Annotated in this window: 11 protein-coding genes; 4 read left to right on the top strand and 7 right to left on the bottom strand. The window is 70.2% G+C overall.

The genetic code is table 11. The features are described 5' to 3' along the window. Positions 1 to 60 precede the first annotated feature (60 nt). Positions 61 to 342, top strand: coding sequence for a helix-turn-helix domain-containing protein (locus G5T42_RS01255; protein ID WP_206535688.1), 282 nt, complete (start codon positions 61 to 63; stop codon positions 340 to 342). Between the two features lie 12 nt (positions 343 to 354). Here G5T42_RS01255 and G5T42_RS01260 read toward each other — a convergent pair whose 3' ends face one another. Further along, positions 355 to 960, bottom strand: a complete 606-nt coding sequence (locus G5T42_RS01260) for a hypothetical protein (protein WP_165124338.1) — start codon at positions 958 to 960, stop codon at positions 355 to 357. A 151-nt stretch (positions 961 to 1,111) separates the two neighbouring features. On the opposite strand from G5T42_RS01260, the gene G5T42_RS01265 reads away from it, so the two are divergent. Next, complete coding sequence (locus tag G5T42_RS01265; RefSeq protein WP_165124340.1) at positions 1,112 to 1,546, top strand: Rv3235 family protein; 435 nt, start codon at positions 1,112 to 1,114, stop codon at positions 1,544 to 1,546. A gap of 67 nt (positions 1,547 to 1,613) precedes the next feature. On the opposite strand, the gene G5T42_RS01270 is transcribed toward G5T42_RS01265, so the two are convergent. The 3 genes from G5T42_RS01270 to secA form a co-directional block, all read right to left on the bottom strand. Further along, positions 1,614 to 1,970, bottom strand: a complete 357-nt coding sequence (locus tag G5T42_RS01270) for a hypothetical protein (protein WP_165124343.1) — start codon at positions 1,968 to 1,970, stop codon at positions 1,614 to 1,616. Between the two features lie 72 nt (positions 1,971 to 2,042). Beyond that, positions 2,043 to 3,266 (bottom strand): pyridoxal phosphate-dependent aminotransferase, encoded by a 1,224-nt coding sequence (locus G5T42_RS01275; RefSeq protein ID WP_165130025.1) that lies wholly within the window; start codon positions 3,264 to 3,266, stop codon positions 2,043 to 2,045. Between the two features lie 156 nt (positions 3,267 to 3,422). Then, complete coding sequence (secA, locus tag G5T42_RS01280; protein ID WP_165124346.1) at positions 3,423 to 6,254, bottom strand: preprotein translocase subunit SecA; 2,832 nt, start codon at positions 6,252 to 6,254, stop codon at positions 3,423 to 3,425. Positions 6,255 to 6,494: 240 nt separating this feature from the next. Between secA and G5T42_RS01285 the strand changes: the two genes are divergently transcribed. Beyond that, positions 6,495 to 7,103 carry a PadR family transcriptional regulator gene (locus G5T42_RS01285; RefSeq protein WP_165124349.1) on the top strand — a complete coding sequence of 203 codons (609 nt, stop codon included), beginning with the start codon at positions 6,495 to 6,497 and terminating at the stop codon, positions 7,101 to 7,103. Positions 7,104 to 7,109: 6 nt separating this feature from the next. Here G5T42_RS01285 and G5T42_RS01290 read toward each other — a convergent pair whose 3' ends face one another. After that, positions 7,110 to 8,819 carry a SulP family inorganic anion transporter gene (locus G5T42_RS01290; RefSeq protein WP_165124352.1) on the bottom strand — a complete coding sequence of 570 codons (1,710 nt, stop codon included), beginning with the start codon at positions 8,817 to 8,819 and terminating at the stop codon, positions 7,110 to 7,112. A gap of 243 nt (positions 8,820 to 9,062) precedes the next feature. Here G5T42_RS01290 and G5T42_RS01295 point away from each other — a divergent pair, with 243 nt between their 5' ends. Next, positions 9,063 to 10,433 carry a hypothetical protein gene (locus tag G5T42_RS01295; RefSeq protein ID WP_165124355.1) on the top strand — a complete coding sequence of 457 codons (1,371 nt, stop codon included), beginning with the start codon at positions 9,063 to 9,065 and terminating at the stop codon, positions 10,431 to 10,433. A 73-nt stretch (positions 10,434 to 10,506) separates the two neighbouring features. Here the strand turns inward: G5T42_RS01295 and raiA are convergent, their stop codons facing one another. Both raiA and G5T42_RS01305 read right to left on the bottom strand, forming a co-directional pair. Further along, positions 10,507 to 11,166: a ribosome-associated translation inhibitor RaiA gene (gene raiA, locus G5T42_RS01300; RefSeq protein ID WP_165124358.1), complete on the bottom strand. Its 660-nt coding sequence runs from the start codon at positions 11,164 to 11,166 to the stop codon at positions 10,507 to 10,509. 110 nt (positions 11,167 to 11,276) lie between these two features. Further along, the gene (locus G5T42_RS01305; RefSeq protein WP_165124361.1) at positions 11,277 to 11,927 is read right to left on the bottom strand and encodes a phosphoribosyltransferase family protein; all 651 of its coding nucleotides are present in this window, start codon (positions 11,925 to 11,927) and stop codon (positions 11,277 to 11,279) included. Positions 11,928 to 12,019 lie beyond the last annotated feature (92 nt).

Below are 12,019 nucleotides of genomic sequence, written 5' to 3' on the forward strand. Positions count from 1 at the left end.
GTTATCCACAAGGCGAAAAGGCCCGATCCCGACCCCTGGGGGCGCGGCCATAATGGGGGCATGCCCGAGAACCCGACCTCGCGCACCCGGATGCTGGCCGCCGCCGAAGCGGCGGAGCTGCTCGGCGTGTCCGTCGACGAGGTGATGGAGCTCGTGCAGTCGGCGCAGCTCCGCGGCGTTCGCGTCGGCTCCCCCGCGCGCTGGCGGATCGAGGCCGAGAGCATCGAGCATTACCTCGACGATCGCGTCGAGGAGGCGCGGCGCATGGCCCTGTGGCGGCAGTCGAACGAGGCGAGCTTCCCCGAGCTGTGGGGCTCCGGCGTCATCCGCAACTCTGACTGACGATCAGGCGCCTCAGCGGGTCGTCGCTCCCGCTTCCAGCCGCACCCACGCGATCGCGTCGAACGGCACTATCCGGTGGCCGCTGACCTCGTCCGTGCGTCGCGGCGTCCCGGGCTCGTGCAGCGCCAGATCGAGGTGGTCGACTCCGGCTCGGTCGATCGTCCCCGTGAGCGTGCGTCCGTGGACGAGATGGATGGACACCGCGACGCGGCGCCGGACGAGGTCGCGGAGCGCGAACCCGAGGGTCATCCGCTCGCTGAGCGACGAGCGCGAGCCGATCGGACGAGCGCTGCGCAGAAGGTCGGGATGCGGCATCCCGATCGACATGATCGCCGTGAGGGGTGCGATGACGGCGCCCGACCGCGCTTGCGCGGGATCGAGCGCCACCCAGTCGGCGCCCAACCCGCTCACCTCGGCCACGAGGACCGTGCCGTCGCGCATCTCGAACGACGGAGGGGTCGACGTTCCCTCGCGCTCGATGAGGCCGGCGAGCCGATCGCGCAGCGGGACGCGCGAGAGTCTCAGCCGCTCCGCCTCGCTGTCGAGGGCCGCGCGCTCCGCCTCCCACTCGGAGGCGAGCTGATCCTCGAGGTCGTCGAAGAAGCGATCCCAGCGCACCCCGCGACACTAGGGCACCCCTCGGGGAGGGTGAGGAAGTTATCCACATCCCGTTCCTGGGATTTTCCTGACAGCGCTGTATGTGTTGTAATTTCCGCCAGACCGTCCCCCCCGACGAGATTTCGTTTCCCCCCAACGAGATAGGCCACTGATGGCGATGATGCCTGCAGTCCGTCCGCGTCGCTCTGCCGACGTGGCGTACGAACTGTCCGACTTCTTCGCTCCGCAGCGCACACCCGCCGCGGAGCTTCCCGACCCCGAGCCCTTCCTGCAGAACCTCACGCGGGGCGTCCTCGAGGTGTTCTCCGGCGCCCGCGAGGTCGAGCAGCTCGCCCGGTGGGTGACCGAAGACGCGTTCCGCAAGCTGGTGGTGCGGTCCAACCTCTCGGCGCGCGCCCGCAGCGCGCGGGGGGTCCCCGCGAAGCGCCCGGTGCACTCGATCCTCTCGGTGCGCCACACCGCTCCCGCGGACGGCGTCGTCGAGGCCGTCGTCATCGTCGCGGGGCCGGCACGCACGCGTGCCGTCGCCGTGCGCCTCGAGGGCATGGACGGGCGGTGGCGGGCCACGTCGCTGGCCCTTCTCTGACCTCAGACCGGCGGCGGGTCGGCCCCAGCGTCGTGGCCGCCCGCTCGTCCTGCGAGCGCGGGATCGGCTAGTCGCCGGCATCCCCGTCGATAAGCTCCAGGAGCTTCTTGAGCGCATCGCGGATCTCGGCGTGGTCGTACTGACCCGCTCGGCTCTCGCCGGCGATCACCCCTCCGCGGTGCACCTTCCGGAAGTCGCCGAACGGGAACGAGTAGGCCCCCTTCGTCTCGAGGTTCTCGCTCCGGTCGATGCCGAGGTGCCAGTGCGAGTACTCGGTCCAGCCCTCCCGCTCGATGAAGGCGTTCTCCTCATCGGCCGTCGGGGCCGCCTCCGACCAGTCGTCCCGCTCGTCGCGCTCGACTTTGCCGTCGCGCACCAGAGCGCGCGCGTTCTTCAACGCCGGTTGGTTCAACTCGATGGACATGCCGTCACGCTAGGCCGGGCATAGGCGGGTCGCGAGGGGTTGACGGATGCCGCTTCCGCCGTCAGCGGGGCGTCACTGCTTGTATGACGAGAGGAAGTTGCCCAGCCGCTCGACGGCCTCGGTCAGCACGCGGGCCTCCGGCAGCGTCACGATCCGGAGGTGGTCGGGGGTCGCCCAGTTGAACCCCGTCCCCGGCACGAGGAGGACGTGCTCGGCCATGAGGAAATCGAGAACGAGCTTCTGATCGTCGCGGATCTCGTAGAACTCCGGGTCGAGCCGTGGGAAGGCGTAGAGGGCGCCCTGCGGCTTGACGCAAGTCACGCCGGGGATCTCCTCGAGCCCCTCCCATGCGGCGTCGCGCTGCTCGTGGAGGCGCCCAGTGGGCGCGATGAGCGCGTCGATCGACTGAACGCCCGAGAGGGCGGCCTGCACGGCGTGCTGCGCCGGGACGTTCGGGCACAGGCGCGTCGATGCGAGGAGCGTGATGCCCTCGAGGAATCCAGCAGCGTGGCGCTGGGGGCCTGTGATCACGAGCCAGCCCGAGCGGTAGCCCGCGACGCGATACGTCTTGGACAGGCCGTTGAAGGTGAGGCAGAGCAGGTCCGGCGCGATCGTGGCCATCGGGATGTGCTTCGCATCGTCGAAGAGGATCCGGTCGTAGATCTCGTCGGCGAGGAGGAGGAGCGAGTGCTCGCGGGCGATGTCGGCGATCCCGTCGAGCACCTCCCGCGTGTAGACGGCGCCGGTCGGGTTGTTCGGATTGATGACAACGATGGCCTTGGTGCGCTCGGTGACCTTCGAGCGGATGTCTTCGAGGTCGGGCTGCCAGCCGTTGCCCTCGTCGCAGACGTAGTGCACGGGCGTGCCGCCGCCGAGGCTCGTCATCGCCGTCCACAGGGGATAGTCGGGAGCCGGGATCAGCACCTCGTCGCCCTCGTCGAGGAGGGCCTGCATCGTCATCGTGATGAGCTCGGACACGCCGTTGCCGAGGTACACGTGGTCGGGGTCGACCCGAGGGAAGCCCGGCTCCTGCTCGTAGCGGTACACGACGGCGCGGCGTGCGGAGGCGATGCCGCGGCTGTCGCTGTAGCCGTGGGCGTTCGGAATCGCCTCGATCATGTCGCGCACGATCTGGAACGGCGCCTCGAACCCGAACGCCGCGGGATTGCCGGTGTTGAGCTTGAGGATGCGGTGTCCCTCTGCCTCGAGCCGATCTGCCTCGACGAGTGCCTGTCCGCGGATCTCGTACAGGACGTTCTTCAGCTTGCTCGACTGATCGAGCGTTCGCAGGGGCACGGTCTTGCTCATCGGATCAGGATATCCGGGCGCTCCTCGGGCCAAAGGACCACGAGTGGCCCTCCCCCGCCGACTCAAGGCGGGTCGTCGAGCGGGCGATGGAAGACGGAACGCCCCGGACCTCCGACGAGGTCCGGGGCGTTCCGATGCAGCTGCCTACTTGTTCTTCTCGGCCGCACGACGCTGCGCGCGGTTCTGCGGCGGCGGGGTCGAGCCATCCGTCCGCTGTCCGAAGGCGCCACGGGGCGCCTCGCGCGTGGCCGTCTGCGTCTGGGTCTGCGCGGCGGGAGCCTGCTGGCCGGGAGCGGATGCCGCGGCCGCCGCGGCCGCCTGGCGGAGGCGGTTGGTCGCGGACTGCTGCACCTGGCCGCGGTCGTTCCGCACCTCGACCTCGCCGGCGTCGTTCGCGGCGGAGTACTCCAGGCGCTGGCCCTCGATGGGGGTCGCGCCGAGGCCCTTCGCGTCGACCTCGGTCTCGCCTTCGGCGCGGCGCACCTCGACCTCGAGGTTGTAGAGGTAGCCGACCGACTCCTCCTTGATCTGCCCCATCATCGCCTGGAACATCTGGTAGCCCTCGCGCTGGTACTCGATGAGCGGGTCGCGCTGGGCCATCGCACGCAGTCCGATGCCGTCCTTGAGATAGTCCATCTCGTACAGGTGGTCCCGCCAGCGGCGGTCGAGCACCTGCAGCACGACGCGGCGCTCGAGCTCGCGCATGGCGGCGGAGCCGAGAGTCTCTTCGCGCTTCTGGTAGGCGATCGTCGCGTCGGAGAGCAGCTCGCGCTTGAGGCCCTCCGGCGTGATCCGGCCCTTCGTGCCCGCCTCGGCCACGACCTCGTCGATCGTGACGCTGACGGGGTAGAGCGTCTTGAGCTCCGTCCAGAGGGCGTCGAAGTCCCAGCTCTCGGTGTGTCCGGTCGACGTGTGGTCGTCGATGACGGCCTCGATCGCGTCCTCGATGAAGTGCCTGACGCGGTCGGCGATGTCATCGCCCTGCAGCATGTGCCGGCGGTCGGAGTAGATGGCCTCGCGCTGGCGGTTCAGGACGTCGTCGTACTTGAGGACGTTCTTGCGGATCTCGGCGTTGCGCGCCTCGACCTGCGACTGGGCGCTCTTGATGGCGCGCGACACCATCGACGACTCGATCGCGACGTCGTCGGGGAAGTTCGTGCGCGCGAGGATCGCCTCGGCGGCGCCGGACTGGAAGAGGCGCATGAGGTCGTCGGTGAGCGACAGGTAGAAGCGGCTCTCGCCCGGGTCGCCCTGACGGCCGGAGCGACCGCGCAGCTGGTTGTCGATGCGGCGGGACTCGTGGCGCTCGGTGCCCAGGACGTACAGGCCGCCCGCCTCGACGACGGACGAGCTCTCGGCGGCGACGCGCTCGCGCATCGCCTCGTACACCGTGTCCCACTCGGCCTCGTACTCGTCGGGCGTCTCGACGGGGTCCAGGCCCTTCGCCTTCAGTTCCTGCACAGCGAGGAATTCGGCGTTGCCGCCGAGCATGATGTCGGTGCCGCGGCCGGCCATGTTCGTCGCCACGGTGACAGCACCCAGCCGGCCGGCGCGCGCGACGATCTCGGCCTCGCGGGCGTGGTTCTTCGCGTTCAGGACCTCGTGCTTGATGCCCTTCTTGGCGAGGAGCCGCGAGAGGTACTCGCTCTTCTCGACGCTGACCGTGCCGACGAGCACCGGCTGGCCGGACTCGTGCCGGCGGGCGATGTCTTCGACGACCTGGGCGAACTTCGCCTGCTCATTCTTATAGACGAGGTCGGGCTGGTCCTTGCGGATCATGGGCCGGTTCGTCGGGATGGGCACGACTCCGAGCTGGTAGGTCGACATGAACTCGGCGGCCTCGGTCTCGGCCGTTCCGGTCATGCCCGCCAGCTTGTCGTAGAGGCGGAAGTAGTTCTGCAGCGTGACGGTGGCGAGGGTCTGGTTCTCGGCCTTGACCGGCACGTTCTCCTTGGCCTCGATGGCCTGGTGGATGCCCTCGTTGTAACGGCGGCCCACGAGGATTCGTCCGGTGTGCTCGTCGACGATCATGACCTCGTCGTTCATGACGACGTAGTCCGTGTCGCGCTTGAAGAGCGCGAGCGCCTTGATCGAGTTGTTGAGGAACGAGATGAGGGGTGTGTTCGCCGACTCGTAGAGGTTCTCGATGCCGAGGTAGTCCTCGACCTTCTCGATGCCGGGCTCGAGCACGCCGATCGTGCGCTTCTTCTCGTCGACCTCGTAGTCGACGCCGGGCTCGAGGGTCTTCGCGATCTTGGCGAACTCCATGAACCAGCGGTTCGCCTCGCCGGACGACGGACCCGAGATGATGAGCGGCGTGCGGGCCTCGTCGATGAGGATCGAGTCGACCTCATCGACGATCGCGAAGAAGTGACCGCGCTGGACGAGGTCCTCCTTGCGCCACGCCATGTTGTCGCGCAGGTAGTCGAAGCCGAACTCGTTGTTCGTGCCGTAGGTGATGTCGGCGTTGTACTGCTCGCGGCGGACGGCGGGCGTCTGGCCGGCGAGGATCGTGCCGGTGGTCATGCCGAGGGCGCGGTAGATGCGGCCCATCAGCTCGGACTGGTAACCGGCGAGGTAGTCGTTGACCGTGACGACGTGCACGCCCTGGCCCGCGATCGCGTTGAGGTACACCGGGAAGGCGCCGGTGAGCGTCTTGCCCTCACCGGTCTTCATCTCGGCGATGTTGCCGAGATGCAGGGCGGCGCCGCCCATGATCTGGACGTCGTACGGCCGCTGGCCGAGCGTGCGCTTCGCGGCCTCGCGGACGGCCGCGAACGCCTCGGGCATGAGCTGGTCGAGCGTCGCACCGGCGTCGTAGCGGGCGCGCAGTTCGACGGTCTCGTTGCGCAGTTCCTCATCGGTGAGATGCGCGTAGTCCTCTTCGAGGGCGTTGACGGCCTTCACGACCTGCTGAAGCCGCCGGAGGATGCGGCCCTCGCCGGCACGAAGCAGTTTCTCGAGAGGATTGGCCACGGAGTGTCTCCATCTGTCGGGTCCGGTGCCGCTCGGCACCGGTGCCGCCCGGCGCCCCAGCGCCTAGGCATACTGTCCCATGTTATCCGTCTGTGACCTTGAAAGGTGCTGTGGATGCCGAGCCTCGACGGGCTCGCGGAGGTCGGCGGGTCCGCCGCTTCGCGGCGAGGCATCCGTCGCCCTCCCGGCGGGAGTCCCTAGGCTCAGCAACTGCATACCGGGTATGCAGAAGGAGTTGCCATGTCGGTGCGTCAGAGTCTGCTCGCGATCCTCGACCAGGGGCCGTGCTACGGCTATCAGCTGAGGTCCGAGTTCGACCGGCGCACGGGCTCGACCTGGTCGCTCAACGTCGGGCAGATCTACAACACGCTCGATCGCCTCGAGCGGGACGGGCTCGCCGAGAAGGCGGGCGCCGACGAGCACGGGCACGTGTACTGGCGCATCACCGACGCGGGACGCGACGAGGTGCGACGGTGGCTCGACTCCCCCGTCGAACGCTCGGCGGCCACGCGGGACGAGCTCGCGATCAAGCTCGCCGTCGCCGCGACGCTTCCCGGGGTCGACGTCTCGCAGGTCATCCGGGCGCAGCGGCGCGCATCGGTCGCGCAGCTCCGCCGGCTCGCCGATTCGCAGGGCTCGCCGCAGGGGACGGATGCCGAGGCCCTCGCCCGCACTCTCGTGGTGGACTCGATGGTGTTCGCCGCCGAAGCCGAGCTCCGCTGGCTCGACCGGGCCGAGGAGCGCCTTGCGAAGCATCCGGCGCGCGCGATGGCGCTCGCGCTGTCGACCGAGCGGCCCAAGCGCGGCCGCCCCGCGCGGGCCGAGGCATCCGTCGCCGCCGCGGGCTGAGGCGGATCAGGCGGGCGGCGCGGGCGGGCGCTCGCCCGCGGACTCGGGGAAGGCGGCGACGGCCTTGTCCAGGTCGTCGAAGACGTGGTCGGGGCTGATGCGGTCCATCAGCTCATAGCGCCGCAGCGTATCGAGAAGGTCTGCCTCGGGGCGCGCCAGGACGAGATGGATGCCGCGCTTGTGCAGGTAGTCCGTCACGTCGGCGAGGCTCTGACCAGCCGAGTAGTCGACGTCGGTCACCCCCGTGCAGTCGAGGATGAACCATCGCACGGGGTCGGGAGCCGCCGAGACGACGGCCTCGACGCGGTCGGTGAACCCGCTCGCGTTCGCGAAGAAGAGGTCCGCATCGAACCGGAAGACGATGAGCCCGGGGGCGCTCTGCACGCCCGGCGCGGCCTTCGCGTAGTCGTAGCCGCCGTCCGCCTTGGGTGCGAGCACGAGGGCCCGCGCCTTGTACTGGCGCTCGATGACGTCGAGCAGCGACAGCACGAGCGCCAGGACGATGCCCGCCCCGACGCCCACGATGACCACCGTGAGAGCCGTGATGATCGCGATGACCAGTTCGCGCGGACGGCGCCGAGATACGCGCGCGAGCCCCTTGATGTCGATGAGCTCGATGCCGATCACGAAGACGACGCCGGCGAGCACCGCCTTCGGGAGGTCGGTGAGAAGGCCCGTGAGGAAGAGCAGCACGAGGAGCGTCACGACCACGACGACGAGGTTCGCGACCTGGGTGCGGCCCTTCACGCCGTCGAGGATCTGCGTCTTGGTCGGGGATCCGTTGACCACGAACGTCCCGCTGAGCCCCGCCGCGAGGTTCGCGGCGGAGAGGCCGACGATGTCGCGATTGACGTCGGCGCGGTCGCCGTGCTTGAGCGCGAAGCTTCGGGAAGTGGCGGCGCTCTGCGCGATGACGATGAAGAAGCACGCGAACGCCGTGGGGACGACCGCGGCGACGTCGCTCCACTGGATGCCCTGCGGGAGCCCGATGGGCGGGAGGCCGCCCTGGATGGCGCCGATGACGGCGACGCCGTAGGAGGAGGCATCCGTCAGCGTCGCCACTGCGAGCAGGCCGACGACCGCGACGATCGCGCCGGGGATCTTCGGCAGGAGCAGCTTGAACAGGAAGATGATCGCGATGGTCCCCGCCCCGTAGGCGAGGGTCGGCCAGGACAGCTGTCCGGCCCCGGTGATCCACGCCCACTGCTGCTGGAACCAGTTGCCGGTGCCCTTGGGAACGCCGAGGATGTCGGGGATCTGGCCGCTCGCGACCTGGATGCCGACGCCGGTCAGGAAGCCGATCAGGACGGATGCCGAGAGGAAGTCGCCGAGGAATCCCAGCCGCAGAAGCCTCGCGATGAGGAGGATGACACCGGTGATGAGGGCGGTCAGCCCGCACAGCGCGACCCACTGCGGCGACTGGGGCTGCAGCCCCGCGATGCCCGCGCCGGCGAGCCCCGCGGCGAGGATCGCCGCCGTCGCCGAATCGCCGCCCACCACGAGGAGCTTCGAGGAGCCCAGCAGGGCGAAGGCGAGGAGCGGCAGGAGGATCGTGTACAGACCCGTCACGACCGGCGTCTGCGCGATGGACGTGTACCCCATGACCTCGGGGATGGCGACGGCGGCCAGCGTGACGCCCGCGAGCAGGTCGCGGCCCAGCCAGGCGGGCCGGTATCCGCGCATCGAGACGGGGACGAGTGCTTTCGGCAAGGGCATGGCTGCCTCCTGATCGGCGAGGGCGAGGCCGGGAACGGGTCCCGAGGCTCCCCTGTGCGGGGGAGTCCCGCCGGGCCTGCGATGCGGCGACCACGGCGGACCTGACGGTCATTGTGCGCCCAGACGGCCAGCCAGGACAGTCCGGAAACGGCGGCCTCACCCGCCGCGGATGTCCTTCCGACTCGCGGCGGACGCCCAGCCCGGCGCGGTGGGCGCTCCACCGCGCGATCGTAGGATCGATCCATGGCCGGATTCTGGGGAAAGCGCAAGCGCGACAACGAGGAGCTTCTCGCTCAGGATGCGGATCTCGCCCGGCGCGCACAGACCGCGATCGTCGAGGCCGACGAGCGCATCCGGCTCACGACCGATGAGCTCGTCTTCGCGGAAGCCGAGCTCGGGCCCGAGGCGACGAAGGATCTCAGCGACGCCCTCGAGGCGGTGCGTCAGCACCTCGGCGAGGCGTTCCACCTGAACCAGCTGAACCACGACGACATCCCCGACACGGCGGAAGAGCTCCGCACCCGCAACGCCCGCATCGTGCAGCTCTGCGATTGGGCCGAAGAGCTCCTCGACGATCGCACCGAGGTCCTCGCAGAGCGCATCGCGCGGGCCCGGCGCGCGCCCGAGATCCTCGCCGGAGTGCGGAGGGATGCGGTGCGCCTCCGCGAGCTCCTCCCCCAGGCCCGCGAGACGCTGACGCGCCTGAGCGCGCGCTACTCCGCCGAGGCGCTGCGCCAGATCGAGGCGAACCCGGCCGAGGCCGAGCAGCTCCTCGGTTTCGCCGAGCACAGCGCCGGAGTCTCGGAGCGCCGGCGCGAGGCGGGTCAGCGGGAGCAGGCGAACCTCGCGCTCGAGGCATCCACCGAAGCGGTGCGCCGCGCGGGGACTCTGATCGAGGCCGTCGAGACGTTCGAGGTCGAGGCGCTGCGCGCCGAGTCGATCCTCGCCGCCGTCATCGAGGACTCGCGGGGCGACCTCGTCGCGGCCCGTCAGGCACCGCAGGTCCCGGCTGTCCTCGACGCCGTCCGGGAGCTCGAGGCCGCCCTCGCGGGCCTTCCCGCCGCCGGGGTGAACACCGACCCCTTCACGCAGCTCACGCGCATGCGCGAGGCCAACGCGGGCCTCGATGCCGCGATCGCCGCCGCCCGCGAGCGTGAGGCGCACCCCGTCCCCGACTACACGCACGTCCGCAACGCCATCGACGACGCCGACCGCCAGCTCGCCGTCGCCCGCGACGTCATCGCCGGCCACCGGGGCTGGATCGGGGCCGACGCGCGCACGCGGCTCGCGGAGGCGGAGCGGCTGCGCCTCGACCTCGACCGCTACCTCGGCGCCTCCGCCGCGACCGTCACGAGCATCCCGGAAGAGCAGCGCGAGCAGGCGCTGGCCGTCGCCCGCCGTTCAGCGTTCCTGGCGAGCGAGGGATTGCAGCTCGCCCAGCGCGACATCGAGGCGTACCGTCCGCAGGGCTGGGGCGAGCCCGGCTACGGAGCCTGGGGCGGTCAGCCGCAGGGCTGGGGCGGCGGCCGCCGCGGCGGCGGCGCCGGAGACGTCATGGGCGGCATCATGGGCGGTCTCGTGATCGGAAGCCTGCTCGACGGCTTCTTCGACTGACGTTCCGCCGCGTCCGCAACGACAAGAGAGGGGATGCCGCGGCTGCGGCATCCCCTCTCTTCATCGGTCTGTATCAGGAGGCGAGCTCCGTGGGGCCGGCCTGTGCGCTCAGCGAGATGACGCCGTAGTCCCAGCCCTTGCGGCGGTACACGACGCTCGGGTGATCAGTGCGGGCGTCGATGAACAGGAAGAAGTCGTGCCCGACCAGTTCCATGCGGTCGACGGCCTCTTCGACCGTCATCCACTCGGCGTCGAAGCTCTTCGTGCGGATCACGACGGGCGTGTAGCCCTCTTCTTCCTCGTTGCCCGTGACGATGGGGATCTCGCCGGTCGCGACGGCTCGGATGACATCGACGGATGCCGGCTGCAGATCGATCCCCTGGATGGCGCCGCTCTCCTTCTCGAACTTGGCGCCGCGAGGGTGGTTGCGGGAGTCGACCCGCTTGTCCTTGGCCCGCCGCAGCTGCTCGCACAGCTTGTCGACGGCCAGGTCGAGTGCGGCGAACTTGTCGCCGTCGACCGCTTCGGCCCGGACCACCGGGCCCTTCCCCGTGAGGGTCATCTCAACGGTCGAGTCCTCCATCCGACCGTTGTGGTACGCGCGATGCGTGACCTTGACTTCGACGCGCTGAGCGCGAGGAGCGAGGTGCTCGATCCGGGTCGCCTTCTCTTCGACGACCGAGCGGAAGCGATCCGTGATCCCCACTCCCACGCCGACGATGCTGGTTTCCATCCTTGACCTCCTTGTTCCGGTCCACCCGGCCAAGGGCGGACCTTCAGTCGCCTTGTCACCCCCACGGTAGCCGCGCACCCTCGACCTGTCACCTGGCAGTTTGCGATGTGTCACCCGCGCAAGACGAGGCGCGGGGTCGAGGCGACCGTGGCGGCGCCGACGACCTCTGCGCCTGCCGCCCGCAGGGTGCGGACGGCCTCGGCGAGGGTCGCGCCGGTCGTCACGACGTCGTCCACGACGACGACTCGGAGGCCCGACACGGAGCGTCGCGCGACGAAGGACCCGGCGACGTTCCGCCGGCGCTCCCCGCGTCCGAGGCCCCTCTGGTCGGCGGTGCGCCGCCCTGATGCGAGGAGCCGCTCGACCCGGAGCCCGGCTCGTCGTGCGACGAGGTCGGGGACGCGGTAGCCGCGTCGGCGGTACGCCGCCCGCGACGTCGGGATCGGCACGACGACGACGGGAACCCCGCCTGAAGCGGCGCGGACCGCTGCGGCGAGCGCGGGCGCGAGCGCTGCAGCGAGCCCCGTGCGGCCGTCCTGCTTGAGCGAGCGGATGACGCGGGCCGCGGTGCCCTCGAACTCGAGCCCGCTCCACACCGGGATGCCCTCGACTGTGCGCCTCCGCGCTCGCGGAGCCAGCGCGGCGCGGCAGTCCTCGCACAGCGGCGTGTCCGGGGCGTCGCAGCCGGCGCAGTCGACGGGCAGCACGAGCGTGAGGGCGTCGGACAGCGCCCCTCTGACGACGGGCGGAAGGCGAAGCACCCCGAGAGCCTCGCGGGAACTCGACGCCTCCCGCGAGCCGTCGGCCGCGGGCGTGGACGACCGCCGGCTTCGAGCGCCCGGGGAGGAGAGGA

Origin of the sequence: Microbacterium sp. 4R-513, from assembly GCF_011046485.1 — a bacterium.
GTDB lineage: Bacteria > Actinomycetota > Actinomycetes > Actinomycetales > Microbacteriaceae > Microbacterium.